Annotated in this window: 13 protein-coding genes; 6 read left to right on the plus strand and 7 right to left on the minus strand. The window is 66.5% G+C overall.

Annotation, left to right across the window (positions count from 1 at the left end):
- Positions 1-928, minus strand: a 928-nt coding sequence (locus tag DB30_RS19000) for a DUF222 domain-containing protein (protein WP_165703844.1), incomplete at its 3' end; no start/stop codon positions are given.
- A 400-nt stretch (positions 929-1,328) separates the two neighbouring features.
- Here DB30_RS19000 and DB30_RS19005 point away from each other — a divergent pair.
- Complete coding sequence (locus DB30_RS19005) at positions 1,329-1,832, plus strand: hypothetical protein (protein WP_052550962.1); 504 nt, start codon at positions 1,329-1,331, stop codon at positions 1,830-1,832.
- Between the two features lie 47 nt (positions 1,833-1,879).
- On the opposite strand, the gene DB30_RS19010 is transcribed toward DB30_RS19005, so the two are convergent.
- From DB30_RS19010 to DB30_RS19020, 3 genes are read right to left on the minus strand one after another with little or no spacing between them, the layout of a single operon-like run.
- Positions 1,880-3,550 carry a sensor histidine kinase gene (locus tag DB30_RS19010; RefSeq protein ID WP_052550967.1) on the minus strand — a complete coding sequence of 557 codons (1,671 nt, stop codon included), beginning with the start codon at positions 3,548-3,550 and terminating at the stop codon, positions 1,880-1,882.
- Entirely contained in the window at positions 3,547-4,299 is a 753-nt protein-coding gene (locus DB30_RS19015; RefSeq protein ID WP_052550968.1) for a response regulator transcription factor, read from the minus strand. The genes DB30_RS19010 and DB30_RS19015 overlap by 4 nt, the downstream gene beginning before the upstream one ends.
- The gene (locus DB30_RS19020; RefSeq protein WP_052550970.1) at positions 4,296-5,585 is read right to left on the minus strand and encodes a vWA domain-containing protein; all 1,290 of its coding nucleotides are present in this window, start codon (positions 5,583-5,585) and stop codon (positions 4,296-4,298) included. The genes DB30_RS19015 and DB30_RS19020 overlap by 4 nt, the downstream gene beginning before the upstream one ends.
- Before the next feature lie 140 nt (positions 5,586-5,725).
- Here DB30_RS19020 and DB30_RS19025 point away from each other — a divergent pair, with 140 nt between their 5' ends.
- Positions 5,726-7,165, plus strand: a complete 1,440-nt coding sequence (locus tag DB30_RS19025) for an FHA domain-containing protein (RefSeq protein ID WP_052550972.1) — start codon at positions 5,726-5,728, stop codon at positions 7,163-7,165.
- A 78-nt stretch (positions 7,166-7,243) separates the two neighbouring features.
- Here the strand turns inward: DB30_RS19025 and DB30_RS19030 are convergent, their stop codons facing one another.
- Genes DB30_RS19030 through DB30_RS19040 form a run of 3 tightly spaced genes read right to left on the minus strand, consistent with a single transcriptional unit; the run spans position 7,244 to position 9,579 of the window.
- Positions 7,244-8,179, minus strand: a complete 936-nt coding sequence (locus tag DB30_RS19030) for a hypothetical protein (RefSeq protein ID WP_146659595.1) — start codon at positions 8,177-8,179, stop codon at positions 7,244-7,246.
- A gap of 19 nt (positions 8,180-8,198) precedes the next feature.
- On the minus strand, positions 8,199-9,023 hold the full coding sequence (locus DB30_RS19035; protein WP_146659597.1) for a superantigen-like protein SSL4: 825 nt from the start codon (positions 9,021-9,023) through the stop codon (positions 8,199-8,201).
- Positions 9,007-9,579 carry an RNA polymerase sigma factor gene (locus DB30_RS19040; RefSeq protein ID WP_240480271.1) on the minus strand — a complete coding sequence of 191 codons (573 nt, stop codon included), beginning with the start codon at positions 9,577-9,579 and terminating at the stop codon, positions 9,007-9,009. The genes DB30_RS19035 and DB30_RS19040 overlap by 17 nt, the downstream gene beginning before the upstream one ends.
- A gap of 211 nt (positions 9,580-9,790) precedes the next feature.
- Here DB30_RS19040 and DB30_RS19045 point away from each other — a divergent pair, with 211 nt between their 5' ends.
- The 4 genes from DB30_RS19045 (at position 9,791) to DB30_RS19060 (ending at position 14,681) form a co-directional block, all read left to right on the plus strand.
- The gene (locus DB30_RS19045; RefSeq protein WP_052550979.1) at positions 9,791-11,467 is read left to right on the plus strand and encodes a zinc metalloprotease; all 1,677 of its coding nucleotides are present in this window, start codon (positions 9,791-9,793) and stop codon (positions 11,465-11,467) included.
- Positions 11,468-11,552: 85 nt separating this feature from the next.
- On the plus strand, positions 11,553-12,833 hold the full coding sequence (locus tag DB30_RS19050) for an AAA family ATPase (RefSeq protein ID WP_052550981.1): 1,281 nt from the start codon (positions 11,553-11,555) through the stop codon (positions 12,831-12,833).
- Positions 12,803-13,525: a hypothetical protein gene (locus tag DB30_RS19055; protein ID WP_146659600.1), complete on the plus strand. Its 723-nt coding sequence runs from the start codon at positions 12,803-12,805 to the stop codon at positions 13,523-13,525. The genes DB30_RS19050 and DB30_RS19055 overlap by 31 nt, the downstream gene beginning before the upstream one ends.
- A gap of 133 nt (positions 13,526-13,658) precedes the next feature.
- Entirely contained in the window at positions 13,659-14,681 is a 1,023-nt protein-coding gene (locus tag DB30_RS19060; protein WP_146659602.1) for a hypothetical protein, read from the plus strand.
- Positions 14,682-14,686: the final 5 nt, after the last annotated feature.

A 14,686-nucleotide genomic window follows, 5' to 3' on the forward strand; every position in this document is an offset into this window, starting at 1 on the left:
CCACGTGCAGCGGGACTGGCGTGCCGTCACGCAAGAACCCACCGACCCCACCGGGGCCGTGCTCGAGCTGGTCCTTTGAGGTGATGACGACCAGCTCGTAGCCGGAGCTGAGCGTGCGGGGGCTGTGCTGTAGATAGGCCCGCGCGATATTGACGATTGCGTCGGCCTGCTGTTGCTGCAGCTGCTCGCCGTAGGTGGCGGACAGGGGATCTGCAGGCATGCCTGCGGAGGCTTCCGCGGAAGCCTGTGCTTGGGTCGGATCAGCGGAGGCTTCCGCGGAAGCCTCTGTGTTGGACGCCTGATCGGTCGGTAACGGCGCCACTGAGGCTTCTGCGGAAGCCTCGGCTTGGCCGGTCGACATGGCTGATTGCATGGCTTCCCAGACCACAGCAGCTTCTTCCGGGGTCAACTGCATCTCGATGCGGACCATGCCCCCAAGGGTCTCGGCTCGCCGGACGAAGCGGCGCTGGTCTCGCGGCAGCTCGCCGGGGATCTCAGGTTCGACGCGGCAGCGCTTGTAGGCCCGGGTCAGAAGCTCGATCTGCGACGCGGTCGCGTGGACCGCAGCGTCAATGAACTCTTGCTCGTTCTCGGGCGTGGCGACGCGGGTGATCGCCCGGACCTTTGAATAGCTGAGCTCACCCCGGCTAAACAACGCATCAACCGCTGTCAATGTGCCGAGCGCCCGCGCAACCCGGACCTTTTCGCGTGCCGCCTTGAGCCCAATGCTGATCCGCCAGCTGAGCCAGTGCGCACATGAGAGAAACCCCGTGCCGCCCCAGGCTTCGTGGGCATCGAAGACCCGAAGCCGCGTGATGAGGGCATGCTCGGCGACGTCGATTCGTGCGGCAAATGTAGCGATCTCATCGCCTATCGCTTGAAGCTGTTCTTGGTTCAACGAATCATGCAATGTCGCGGAATCGGACATCTGTACATTGTACATAGTCCGATGTTCAGGTCAAGTGCCAATGAACGACCACGAGCCTCGCAGAGAGTTCTCGAGCGCGTCGCTAGCGGGCTGAAAAACGCGCTCCGCGATCGCGTCGCGGACCAAATCGCGTATGCGTCCAGCACCCGCAATTTGCACTGGCCGACAGGCGCCCCGCTAATGACCCCCGCAGAGACCTTGGCCCTTCGCCGACCGCAGCCGCTGACGCGTCTGGTCGCTTCGCTCCTCGGGGGCGTTTGGTTGAGGACCTCTGTCCGGAGCGTGTTGTGACTCTGGGTTGCGGCGCTCCCCTTGGCCATGCTGTGCTCGCTGCTGACCTACGCCCGATCTCCGGCATCTCCCGAGCGGACTCGAATCCCCGACTATACTGCCCCCGCACATGCCCAAGTCCTATGAATACGTCGGTCCCCCCGAGATCAGAGCCGCCGCCAAGCGTGAGCAGCTCGGCGTCTCGGTCCGCTCCGCCGAGGAACTCGCCGCTTGGGTCCGCAACCAGCCCGAGTGGGATGGCGACTCGCTCACCGCGACCTTCGTCGTTGTTCCCGACGGTACGCTTCGCGTGGCGCCGCGCCGCTCCGAGCACGTTGGGTGTGCGCTCGACGGGGCGGTCCTCGCTGCCGGTGAGCTCACGATCTGCCTCGCGCCCCAGGTTCAGATCATCGCGGCGACGAATCAGTCGACCGGCTATTGCCCGCAACCGTCCTGCTGGGATGTCGCTCGCGCAGCGCTGGGCGCCATTGCCATTGCATGCCCGGAGCACCTGACGTCGGCATACGAATTCCGACGATGTCCCAGCTGTGGTGAGCGCAATCTAGTCAAAGAAGATTGGTTCGTGTGTGTCTTTTGCGATACTGATCTTCCACGTGAGTGGAACTTCGATTGAAAGCAGTTCATTCGTGACGGCGCATGCCGAGCCGTCGGGCATCAGCTTCACGCGCGCGGCAAGGTCAGCACAAAGTCCGCGCCTCGTCCCTCGCAGGTCACGGTCAGCTCGCCGCCCATCTGCCGGGCAAGGCGGCGCGACAAGGCCAGGCCCAATCCCACGCCGGGCACAGTCCCGGCGGCGTCGGCCTTGGCCTTGGTGAATGGCTCGAAGATCCGGCGAAGATCATCAGCCGCCACACCAGGCCCAAAGTCGCGCACGTGCAGGCCCACGCTGCGCGGTGTGATCTCGAGCTCGAGGCGCACGCGTGAATCTTCCGCGCTGGCGCCAGCGTACTTGGTCGCGTTGTCGACCAGATTGAACAAGATCTGCTCGACGGCCGCCGGATCGACCTCGAGCTGAATGTCACGATCACGCTCACTGGCCTCGCACTCGAGCTGCATGGCCGCGGCCGCACAGCGCTCGCGCAGCCGGTCGAGGACGCGGTCGAGCAGCAAGCCCACGGACATCGCCTCGGGCTTGGCGACGGGGTGCTCTGACTCGATCCGTGCGTAGGCCAGGACGTTCTCTACCAGCCCGGCGAGTCGGTCGGCCTCGCGGCGGAGGATCGCAACATAGCGATCACGCTTGTGCTCGACCATGCCCTCGCCGAGCATCTCGGTGTACATGCGAAAGGTCGTGAGCGGCGTGCGCAGCTCGTGGGTCACCGCCGACACGAAGGTCGCGCGGCGCTCGGACAGCCGCAGCGACGCGCGAACCAGCAACATGAGCGCCGCGAACGCGGCGAGGACGATCAGCCACGCAGCCAACAACGAGGCACGCAGCGGGCTCCAGACCACTGGCACCACGATCGAGGCCCCAGGCTCGAGCCGAGCGGGGAGCGTGGCGAGCAGGCGCTCGGTCTGGGCCTCGGAGGCGCGCGGGACCGGGATGAGGTCGGCGCCCGGGAGCAGATCCTCGATCTCGCCGAGCAGGAGCGCGCGCGAGGCCGGCCAATCGAGCCATGTACCGACAATGAGCTCGGACCCCGCAACGCTCGCCCGACTCACCAGCAGGAGCTTGTCATCCACCCACATTGGCTCGATGACGGTGGTGAACTCGCGGCGGGGTTCGGGTCCAGCATGGGTCGCGCTGTCTGGCCAAAATTCGAAGGTTGAGCCGGATGCGGGTTGAGCCCCCGGCGCGGGTTGGCCCGCTTGGCCCAAAGTCCCGCACGCGATCAGGTTGTCTTCGACGCTGGCCTTGCGCTGCGTCCACTCGTCTTCGTTGCGCACCGACTGGGACTTGAGCGCGTAGGGAGTGGCTTGGCCGTTTTGGCTCGCAAGGCCCTCTCGCGGGGCCGCTGCCTCGACCCGCACAAACAGATCGTCACTCTTCAGCGAGCGCTCGAGCTGCGCGAGCGCACCCGCGTCGACGCGGGTCAGGGCAGACAGCTCCTCGCGGGTCAGCTCGAAGCGCATGACCACACCCTGCGGCGGCGCAGCGAGCTCGGCGTGGGGCGGCTCATCGAGCGCCGCGACCTCGCGCGAGAGGATCGGCGTCATCGCGGAGTCGATCCTCCACAGCGCCAGCCGGCTCTGCTCCTCTACAACGGCCTGCTGGTGGGATCGCGCCCGGTCAGCGTCGAACTCGAGCAGCTTGCTGCTGACCCACGCCATCACGGCGACGACCACCAGCAGCGACGCGGCGGCGCTGATCCATGTTGCCCGCGGCTTCATGGGCCAAGTCCTGACTGCGCCGTGATCGCGTGCCCGAGCATGTAGCCCTTGCCGCGCACGGTGACGATGATGTGCGGCGCAGACTTGTTGTCGCGCAGCTTCTCGCGCAGACGCGCGACGTGCATGTCGATGGTGCGACTCTGAAACCGCGCGGGGTTCAGGTGCCAGACCTGCGACAGGATCTCGTCGCGACTGACCGCGCGCGCCGGATGTTTGGCGAGGTAGCCCAGCAGCTCGGCCTCCCGCTCCGAGAGCGCGGCCAGGCTGCCATCGTCGAAGTGCAGCTCTCGCCGCTGCAGATCCACGCGCCCCTCGGGGAGCCGCAGCGACGCGGGGCCATGGACCCGCTCGGGCTGGGCACTTGTTCGTCGCATGACCGCCTCGACCCGAGCGAGCAGCTCTCGCACGCTGAACGGCTTGACGACGTAGTCATCCGCGCCCAGTCGCAGGCCCAACACGCGGTCGGCCTCACGACCGCGGGCCGTCAAGATGATCACAGGCAGTCGCGGTCGGGCCCGGCGGATCTGCTTGAGCACCTCGAAGCCGTCGCCGCCGGGGAGCATCAGATCCAGCAAGACCAGCGAGCAGACCGAGCGCAGCGCCAGCTCCTCACCCTTGGGCGCTGTCGTTGCCTCTTCGACCTCGAACCCTTCGAAGCGCAGCGCGTCGACGACACCCTCACGAATTGCCCCGTCATCCTCGATCACGAGGATCGTGGGGCGCTCGAGCTGGCGGCCACGCAGGGTCATGACGGGTCGAGGGTAAACCCAGCCGCGACGGCTTGCTCGCGAATCGCCTCGATGATCGCGGTGTCGAGGCTGTCGGGGTCCTGGGCCCGCCGGGCACGCTCGGCGGCCACGTGGGCCTCGCGCTGCTTGGCCAGCGTGGCGATCCGCTGCTGCAGGTCATCGCGCAGCGCTTGCTTGGCGGCCACGTGCGCGCGCAGCTGCTCGTCGTCGAGGCCCCGCAGCGGCTCGGGCAGGCCGCTCCGGTCCACCTCGGAGATGTCGAGCTTGTTGGCGTCGATCGCATCAACGAGATCCCAGCTGTCGTTTCGGTACATGCCCGAGCACTTCGAGACCGAGCGCTCGACCACGCCGCCCAGACCGTAGCCCGCCATGTTGTTGTCTTGCTCGACCAAGTTGTCGAGCCCGTGCTGGCCTTCTGCGCCGTATTGGATGTAGGTCGCGTTGATCTCCTGGCCGAGCTGGGTGAGCTCGGCGTCTTGCGGCGCGTCGATGTGAACCACGACGTGGTTGGGATCGATGCTGACAAACCGGCCGCCGCTCGCGGTCGCGCCCTCGCGCCAGCCGGCCGCGTCGGCCTCATCGGGGCTGCCGCAGAACACCGTGTTGACCACCACCCCTTGCTGCTTGGCCCGTGAGATCGCTTGTTCGGAGCGGACCGGTCCCTGCTCGAAGGCCTCGTTGCCCGCGATGTAGACGACCCGCAGCGCGCCGTCCCCAGCACGCCACTCGAGCTCGTCAATCGAGCGGCCGATCACCTGCCCGGCGTGCTCGCTGCCGCCGTTGGTGGTCAGCGAGAACAGGGCTTCGGACACGTCGTTGAGCTCGGACGTGAACGGCTGGACCCGGCGGATCCACCCGCTCTCGCCCGCCAAGCTGTCGTTGCCGTACTCGTAGAGCGCGATCTCCAGGCGCGGCTGATCCCCGTGGTAGGTCGCGCCGTCGAGGGTGTTGACGACCCTCCACAGCTGCGTGCGGGCCTGGTCGATCAGGCCGTCCATGCTCGAGCTGGTATCGAGCAACAAGGCGATCTGGATCACCGGGGCGCTCGCTGTTGGTGCCGATCCCTGCGGCGCGTTGGCCTGACATGGCGCGGCGGGAGCTGGCGCGGCGACCTGTCCGGCGTATGTAGGCACGGGAGCCCCATCAAACACGATCGGCCAGGCGACCGCGGCGAGCAAGCAGGCGGTGCTCGCCAGCAGGATCGTCTCGATCGCGCGGCCGGTCTGGCCAACGCGATTGGGCGTTTGGGGCAGGTGATCACCGTGGACGTCGCCGGAGCTGGACATGCTCCCAAGCTACGCGGTGACCAGGTCTAGAGGTGTAACGGGCGTGTAACGGGTGACCGGTGGATGGCCCGAGTCAGCGTCGCATGTTCGACGCGGGACTGCGGCGAGCCTGATAGACTCCGCGCAGTCGAGATTCACCCATGATCGTAGAGCTCAAATTTGGCAGCACCTCTCATCAGCTCAACCACTTCAAGTCGCGTGCGATCGTTGGCCGCGATGACGAAGGCTCCGAGCTGTGGGCGGCTGATGGTCAGATCTCGCGGCGCCACGCCGAGGTCTGGCTCGACGGCGACAACGTCTACATTCGCGATCTCGGCTCGGCCAACGGGACGTGGGTCAATGGCCAACCGCTTGGGGCCGTGCCCGTGGCGATCGAGCCCGGCCACACGATCTTCGTGGGGCACACGCCGCTGGGCGTGGAGTGGCCGGCCCGTGGGGGGCAGGCGCGGACCAACACCGCCCCGATCACCGCCGCGTTGGCCGGCATGATGGCAGCCCGCGCGCAGCAGCAGCAGCAGGCGGCCGTGCCCGCCCAGCCGGCCTACGCGTATGCGCCGGCCCAGCATCCGCACGCGCAGCAGCAGCAGCAGGCGTACGCACAGCAGCAGCAGCAGTACGCACAGCAGCAGGCGCACGCACAGCAGCAACAGGCGTACGCGCAGCAGCAACAGGCGCACGCACAACAGCAATACGCGCAGCAGCAACAGCAGCAGTACGCGCAGCAGCAACAGTACGCGCAGCAGCAACAGCAAGCCCAGCAACCCCACGCCAACTCACCGGCCGCGTACCAGGCCGCGCAGGCAGCCGCGCAAGCGGGCGTTGGCGTCGCGGCAACGGTCGGCGTTGGCGGCTCGGCCACGCCGATGCCCGCGGAGCTCACCTACCGGCGCCAGGGCGGCAACGACAACGGCACCTTGTTGATCGCTTTGCCCGGCGACACCTTCGCCAACGAGTCGACCCTCGACGGCTTCCTCGAGTACACCGCGACCGACTCCGAGACAGTCGCCTCGGTGATCATCGAGCTCATCGAGGTCCACAAGCGCGGGCACAAGAACGGCCACGTGTGGGATCGCTGCCTGGTCCGCCAAGGCCCGTGGAAGACCAAGAAGAACGACGTGCTGCCCATGCAGTTTCGCCTGCGCGTGCCCTCGGGCACCTCGGCGTCCAGCCCGATCTGTCACTGGCAGCTGCGCGCCTACGTCGACATCAAGTGGGCGCGCGACATCGAAGCGACGGCGCCGATCACCATGCGCAACACCGACATCGAGAAGATGCGCGACGCGCTGGGCACCCTCGACTTTCGCATCGCCGAGCTCGAGGCCGAGCCGCTCGGGCAAAAGTACCGCGGCAAGTTCAACCCGCCGATGCACCTGCGGCAGAAGCTCAACATTACCGACATCAACCTCGACATCGAGTACTTCGGCACCAATGTCAAAGTCATGATGGAGGTCGAGAAGAGCAAGCTGTTCTCGTTCGACAAGCGGCAGGAATTCACGTTTGCGCTCGATCGGCTGCGCGCGGCCTCGGTGCAAGACCTCGCGCAGCACTGGCAGATCGAGATTGACAAGCTGATGAGCTGAGACAGCTGTCGCAGCTCACCAGCGCTCGGGTAAACCGAGCTGCCCGCGCCCAAGGGACCCTCGCTGGGCCCAACAGCCTCAGCCGCCCTCGAACCAGCGGCCGAACTCGAGCCAGCCGTAGCCGGCCCACTCCTCGGTGAGGATCTCGAGGCCGATCGACAGCGAGCCCCCGCGCATGTCCTCGACGTCGCCGTCGGTCCGGCCGAACTGCACGCTGAGCTCGGCCTCGGGGTCCAGGGTTCCGTGGGGGTCGTCGGTGCTCAGCTCGAGCGTGCCGTTGAACCCGTTTGGCGACGCAAAGTAGTGGTAGAGCACGACGGTCGGCGGGTTGAAGTCGGGGTTGGCGTTGAACGCGGTCTGCGCGACCGCGGCGAACGACTCATCGAGCGCGCCGTCGGCCGTGGTGAGGGTGACGTCCACGTCGACCTCGACGCGCGACTCGCAGCTGCCTTCGAGATCCGGCAGATCCGCCGGCGGCACCCAGATGCGCTCGATCCCGCGGTAGGTCCCGGTTGGGATCGCGGTGAGCGAGACCAGGGTCATCGGCCCCGGCACGTTGAGCTGCAGGTCGTCTTCGATCCACTCGTGGGGGGCGTCCATCGGCGCGCCGATCGTGTTGATGACCTCTTGCGGGCTCACGCCGACAGCTTCAAAGACCTCGTCGATCTCGAGCTCGGACACCTGGTCCTCGCAGCCGCCCCAGTCGCAGTCTGGCGGCTCCCAGCCGGGGACCGGACCGTTTGGATGCTCGCACGCGTACTGCGGCGGAAAGCTCTCGAGGATCAACAGCTGGCCACCCGCCATGGCGCAGCTGCAGCACGCATCCAGCTCACACTCGCGACCCGTGTTGCCGCATTGAAGTTCGCAGTCGACCGGACCGCCATCGCCATCGCCGTCGCCGTTATCGGTGGTCGAGCCGCCGTCGCCGTCGCCGTCGCCGATCGACTTGTCGGGGATGTCGCAAGCTGCGAGGGACAGGATCGTGGTCAAGAAAAATAGCTTTGAAGCAGTCATGTTTGGGGTCTCTAGCTGGTCAGTCACCACCACGCTGGGGATCCGTCCCGACGCAGGTGGTTTGCACCCGGGCCCGCAGCGGCGAGCTTGGATGGGCGATCGAGAACTGTTCGCGCGCGGCTGCGGCCTGGGTCACGTCGCCGAGTGCACACAGCAATTCGACGCGCAGCGCGTCGCGCTCGGGCGCCAAGGTGCCGCTCGGGAACTGGTCACGATGGCGGTCGAGCTGGTCGAGCGCGGCCTGGGGCGCCGTCGCGCGCAGCTGCTTGGCGTCGCGGAGCAGCGCGATCTCGGCTGCGAGGTCCGAGTTGCTGTTGGCTGGCTCGCTCGGGGCAGGCAGCTTGGATGGACTGCGCGGGCCCTTGGCTGCAGCTGGCGTGTCGGCGGCGCTCGGTTGCGGGTCCAAGCTTGGGCTGGGCGTTGGCGCCAGCGCGGGCTCGTTGCTGACCACTTCGGCGTTTGGCGTCTCGATCGGCGCCTGCGTGTGTGCGGCGTGCGTGGCATCACCTCCGAGCGCAGCAACCGTGACGGCGCCGACCTTCAGCACCAGCAGCCCGGCGCCGGTCAAGCCGACCGTGGCCGCGACGATCTTGGCCGCCCACACGGCGCGGCCGGCCTCTGCGATGTGAGCGACCGCGTCACCACCCCCGAGCGCCTCGGCTCCGCCGTTGCCGGGGTCGCCTGGTTCACCCGATCCATCCGAACCGTCCGATCCGTCCGATCCGTCCGATCCGGGGCCGCCCAGCCGTACTCGCAGGGCCGCCAGGATCTGCTCGCTCGTGCCCGGAGGTGGTCCGTCGCGCGCCAGCAGTGCTTGGCGCATGGCTTCATCCAGTTCGATCATGGCTCCTACTTTCGCGTGCGTGCGGCGGGTCGTGTTGTGGTGACGCTGCGCTGGTCAACGCCGCGTCGAGGTCCGCACGCGCCCGCCGCAGGCGTGAGTAGACAGTGTTGAGCTTGCAGCCGATCGCCTCGGCGGCCTCTGGGGCGCTGAGGCCCTCGAGCTCGATCAGCACATAGACCTGCTTGCGTCGGGGCTCGAGCGCTTCGATCTGCGCCGCGATCTGTTCGAGCTGCTCGCGCGCGCCCAGGCGATCTTCGAGGCCCTCGACCGCGTCGTTGGTTGGCAGCGCGGCCAGCTTGCGTTGGTGACGATCGTCCGTGCGCCGATGCGCCGAAGCGACCCGGCGCGCGACTCCATACAGCCACGCCCGAACCGACCCGCCCTGATCCCAGACGCCGAAGCGTCGGTGCACGATCACGAACACATCCTGGGTCGCGTCGTCGAGCGCGGCATCTGGCACGCCAAAGCGTCGCAGCGATCGCCACACGAACCCGAGCTGGGCTCGGTAGAGCGCCTCGAACTCGGCGAGGAGCGCGTGCTGCTCGGATGCGGGCACTGTCGGGATCATGTCCGGTCCGGCCCGCAACCGTCCTGAACCGGGAAAAAACTTGGTGCGTGGGGGTGTGTGGGGTCTAGCGAGGGCTCTTGGCGATCGGGCTTCCGCGCGGACTCGACGCGAGCGCGGTCTGGGGCGCGTTTCTTGGCCTGGCGCCGCGATCCTCGAAGCGTCGTGTTTCGAGCTGCGCGAAACCGCGTAAACTCCCCGCATGAGCTGTTCGACTCGTCTGATCTTCGCTGCAGGCGCCGCCTCACTCGCGCTGATGTCGTTGGCGGCCGGCTGCGGTGACGATACGGTCGCTGCAACCGACGAGGCCGGCGATGGCGATGGCGATGGCGACGCAACGGAGACCTCCACCGACACCGACGAGCCGCCCCCGCCCGAGCTCGGGGGCGCGGCGATGGGCATCTCGATCGTGGGGATCGAGGCCAACCAGGGCACGGCGGTCGCCCTGACCAACGGGGTGGACTACATCGGCCCCGACAACCGCAACGCCTACCTGGTCCGCGACCGTGACACGCTGATCCGCTTCCAGCACGTGATCGAGGATCCGGCCGCGTGGATCGATCGTGATTTAACGGGCTTTTTGCACGTGTATCCGGCCGACGGCGGCGAAGAGATCATCAGCGAGCGCAAGCTGTTCGTCACCGCTGACTCGGATCCACGCAACCTCGACACCAATTTCTACTTCAGCTTGCTGGCCAAGGACGCCAAGCCTGGGGCCCGGTTTTGGGTCGAGCTGCGCGAGTCGGACAAGCTGATCGACGTCTCGGGCCTGAGCGAGGGCGTGAGCGCGGCGCCAGCAGAGTCCCAGCCGTTCGGGTTCGAGGACACGTCGCTCGAGCTCGATATCGTGATTGTTCCGGTTGACTACCAGTGGCCGGACCCGCCGCGCTATCCCGACATCACCGCAGAAGACCTGCAGATCTTTCACGATCTGTTGCTGCAACAAAACCCGGTCCAGACCATCAATATCCAGTTTCGTGACGAGCCGCTGGTCTGGGACGAGCGCATCACCAACCTGGGCTCGCTGCTTGGGCCCACGCGCGCGCTCAAGATCAACGATGGCGCGGCCGCGAACGTGTACTACCACGCGCTCGTCGATGTTGGCGGATCCGGGGTCAACATGGTCGCCGGCATCGCCAACCTGGCCGGTCCGGGGATGAACGACAGCGATCGCCGGGTCGCGGCAACGGTGTATTACAAGCACTACGATCCCGGCGATCCCGAGGAGGGCGAGGAGCCCCAGACCTTCAGCCCGATCAACAGCGCGCGCACGTGGGTCCACGAGGTTGGCCACAATCAAGGCCTGAGCCACGTGTACTGCCCCGGCGCCGACTCGGCGGGACCGGATCCTTCGTACCCCTACCAAGATGGAAAGATCGGGGTGTTCGGATTTGGGATCCGCGACTATCACATGTACACGCCAACGGCCGCGCATGACTACATGAGCTATTGTGGCAATGCGTGGGTCTCTGACTGGACGTGGAACAAGACCTATGAGCGGATTCAAACCCTCACTTCGTGGAATGGCGGCGCCGCCGAGCCGCCCGGCGTGACGGGCCAGATTTTGGTGGGTATGCTGTTTGCGGACGGGACCGAGGATTGGTGGGTGTATGACGCGGCGGCGCCGACCCAGCGCTCGGGTGGGCAAACGGTGGAGTTTTGGGATCACGGGCAGTTGGTCGCGGCCGAGCTCGCGCAGGTCGAGCTGCTGAGCGATGCCGAGACGGTCGTGGTGACCGTGCCGCTGCCGGCGGACGGGTGGGACAGCGTTGACGCGATCACCCGCGTGGATCACCGCGGGACCCGGCGAGGGCTCGAGCTTGGGCGCATTCACAGGGGGCGCGACCTCGCGGTGCATGGCGCCCAAGGTCAAGGGTGAGCACGCACACGATCCTGTTGGCGCCACTCACGCCTGGGTACGTGATTGCCAGCGTGAGTGGGGCTAACCTCCGGGCGGGACTCTGATGCTCCGCAAGCTCGCGCTCCACAACGTCGGTCCTGCGAAGGACCTGGTCCTGAGCCCCGTGGCTCCTCGCCTCAACTTGCTGACCGGCGACAATGGTCTGGGCAAGTCGTTCTTGTTGGAAGCAGCGTGGTGGTCGCTCACCCGAACTTGGCATGAAGCGCCGGCGGTTCCGTCTGCACCGGATGCCCGTATTGGGCACGACTTCGACGGCGAATCCAGCATCTCGCGTTCGGAGTCGAAGTGGATGCCTGACGGCCAATACTGGAAGCGTCGGGCCGGGCGGCCGCCCAATCCCGGACTGGTCATGTATGCGCGGGTCGATGGCTCATTCTCGGTCTGGGATCCAGCCCGCAATTATCGGCTCTATGCGCGCGCCGACGGTGGCGAGGCAGAGTCGCCAACCGCGTACCAGTTCAGCTCAGCAGAGGTTCTGTGGGGGCTTCGCAGGCGGGCGACCGTCGCGGGGCAGGAGCGGCAAGAGACGCTGTGTTTAGGCCTCATCGACGAGTGGCGCGAGTGGCAGCGCGCCGCGGATCCGCGCTTCGAGCTGCTCGCGCGCCTGCTCGCAACGCTTGGCCCCGACGACCAACCGCTCGAGCCCGGCGAGCTCGTGCGGCCCTCGCTCGATGACGTTCGGGAGCTCCCGACCATCCGCATGCCATATGGGCAGGACGTCCCAATCACCTATGCACCGGCGGGTGTCAGGCGCATGTGCAAGCTCGCCTACCTGTTGGCCTGGGCGATGTCCGAGCACGAGGCCGAGTCAAATCGGCGTGCAATCGCGCCGTCACGACAGATCATCATGCTCGTGGATGAGATCGAGACCCACTTGCATCCCCGGTGGCAACGCACGGTGCTCCCGGGGCTGCTGAGGGCGATCGCAGGCTGGCGAAAAGGCGATTCGCCGGATGTGCAGATTATCGTCGCAACGCACTCACCTTTGGTTCTCACGTCGATTGAGCCGCTGTTTGATCCCAGGCAGGACGCCCTGTGGAAGTTGGACCTCGAGAACGGGGCGGTGGTCATCGAGCGGGACGTCTGGCACAAACGCGGCGATGCCCTGATGTGGTTGGAGTCCGACGTGTTCAACGAGACCGCGCCCTATTCGCGGGAGGCGGAGGCCGCAATGAAGGACGCGGCCGCGTTGATGACGGACGAGAATGCAACCGAGCATCGCGCGGACCAGCTGCGAACCCGCTTGCGCGAAGTTCTTGCAGATACAGATCCCTTCTGGCTGAACTGGAGGGCGTGGCGACGCGCGCGAGGGTGGACGCCGTGATTCCAGTCGCCCCCCAGCCGCAGCCCAAAGCTCCAGACTTTGACTTTGCCCACGATGTCCATGACCGGGGACTAGACGCGATCCGCCAGCTCGCGGGGCTTGCTCCCTTACACGCGTGGAAGGGCAAGAACATCGCCGCTCAGGTTGCTCGCATTGAAGATGTCAACCCCAGCATGTTGCGCCGCTACGCTTACTGGAAACGAGCGATGCCGGCGTTGCATCGAGCATACGGGGGCTATTGTGCTTACCTTGCGCGATACATCGAGCCGGTCGAGACGCCGACCACGGATCACTTCATCGCGCTTCGAAACACGATGGATCCCGCGCTCGCGTATACGTGGTCAAACTACCGTCTCGCCCACGCCTTCGTGAACAGCGTGAAGTCGGCGATCCCCGATGTGTTGGATCCCTTCGAGATCGACCACGGATGGTTCGCCATCGATTTCGGGACTTTCAAGACCATCCCTGGGCCCGGTGCGCCGCCTCGCCATCGCGAAGCCATTGTGCACAGCATTGCCACGCTCAAGCTCGATGGGCGTGCGCTGGCCGTCACGCGAAGGCGAGCGGCGGAGCGCTATTGGAGGGCCCCACGGGGTTGTCCACCACTTCCGTTTTGGGCGCTGGAGACAGACGAGCCATTCCTGGCGAGCGAGCTTCGTCGTCAGGGTCGCCTCAACCCGGAAGACATTTAGTTTACTGGCCAACAGCACGCGCGCGAATTGGCGGAACGTTTTGCGCCGCGATTGTCCGATCGCCAGCGCGTGATAGACACCCCCAGTGGCGCAGCTCCTGGGTAGATGGTTCACGCTGCTTGGCATCGGGTGCATGATCGTGCTGCTCCCAGGTTGCCCGTCGCTCCCGGACGTCGCGTGGGAGGGCGAGCACGTCACATTTGGGGCAGACCACCCAGAGCAATTGTGTGGTGGCACTAGACATTACCTAGATCAGCGGGCCGGCGAGACCCTCGCGAGCCTAAACTCCAGCCCGATCCAGATCGAGTACTACTGGCTGGACAATGTCGCGGATCACTGCCCCGAGAGCCCGTCGATCATTGGCTGCGGGGCCGAGGGCTTGGTGTTCTCCGAGTGGGTGCCGCACATGCACGAGATCGTTCACGCGCGCGCGGGTGATCGGCTGCCGGTGGTGCTCGAAGAGGGCTTTGCCTTTCACTTTGGGGATCCCTATCCCGTCTATGAGATGGCCTCGCGCGAGCGGCTGACGGAGCTGCTCATGGGCGATCTTGGTGAGATCAGCGGGGTCGCCGACTACGCCCGCGTCGCGCACTTCCTGGCGTTCCTCTCGGAGTCCCACGGGCGCGAGCAGCTACTGTTGCTCGACGCGGCGCTCGGCCGTGACAGCTCGCCAGCGCAGGTGGAGGCGGCGCTCGAGGCGATCTTTGGGCTTGGCCGCGAGCGACTGCTGACGGCATACGCCGACTACCCCGAGTGCCACGGCAATGTCGATACCAGCGTGGTGTGTGCGGCAAATCCGGTGGCCAGGCTCGGCGAGCAGCGAGCCGTGTTCGAGCGCCGGATCGACTGCGCGGCCGCGGACGTCATGGGCCCGTACGAAGGTATGGCCTACACCGAGGACATCATCGAGATCGCACCGTCGACCGAGGGTAGATACCTCGTCCACGCGACCGGCGACGGGATCGCCAAGGGCGGCAACATGCTGTTGCGTCGATGCGGACCGTGCTCCGAGGGCGGTGTCTACAACCGGATCGGGGACGACCCGGTGAACCTGTCGCAGGCGCAGCTACCCACCGGGCGCTATCTCGTCCAGTTTCATGTGCCGGTCGACGCGGGCCCCGTCGACTTTGGCGTGCACGTGAGCGTGGGCGGCTAGGCCCG

It is taken from the genome of Enhygromyxa salina (genome assembly GCF_000737335.2).
Lineage (GTDB): Bacteria > Myxococcota_A > Polyangia > Nannocystales > Nannocystaceae > Plesiocystis > Plesiocystis salina_C.

Bases quoted from the DNA above. Each gene is read 5' to 3' on its own strand.
- DB30_RS19005 (WP_052550962.1), top strand. From the start codon at position 1,329: ATGCCCAAGTCCTATGAATACGTCGGTCCCCCCGAGATCAGAGCCGCC.
- DB30_RS19010 (WP_052550967.1), bottom strand. From the start codon at position 3,550: ATGAAGCCGCGGGCAACATGGATCAGCGCCGCCGCGTCGCTGCTGGTG.
- DB30_RS19015 (WP_052550968.1), bottom strand. From the start codon at position 4,299: ATGACCCTGCGTGGCCGCCAGCTCGAGCGCCCCACGATCCTCGTGATC.
- DB30_RS19020 (WP_052550970.1), bottom strand. From the start codon at position 5,585: ATGTCCAGCTCCGGCGACGTCCACGGTGATCACCTGCCCCAAACGCCC.
- DB30_RS19025 (WP_052550972.1), top strand. From the start codon at position 5,726: ATGATCGTAGAGCTCAAATTTGGCAGCACCTCTCATCAGCTCAACCAC.
- DB30_RS19030 (WP_146659595.1), bottom strand. From the start codon at position 8,179: ATGACTGCTTCAAAGCTATTTTTCTTGACCACGATCCTGTCCCTCGCA.
- DB30_RS19035 (WP_146659597.1), bottom strand. From the start codon at position 9,023: ATGATCGAACTGGATGAAGCCATGCGCCAAGCACTGCTGGCGCGCGAC.
- DB30_RS19045 (WP_052550979.1), top strand. From the start codon at position 9,791: ATGAGCTGTTCGACTCGTCTGATCTTCGCTGCAGGCGCCGCCTCACTC.
- DB30_RS19050 (WP_052550981.1), top strand. From the start codon at position 11,553: ATGCTCCGCAAGCTCGCGCTCCACAACGTCGGTCCTGCGAAGGACCTG.
- DB30_RS19060 (WP_146659602.1), top strand. From the start codon at position 13,659: ATGATCGTGCTGCTCCCAGGTTGCCCGTCGCTCCCGGACGTCGCGTGG.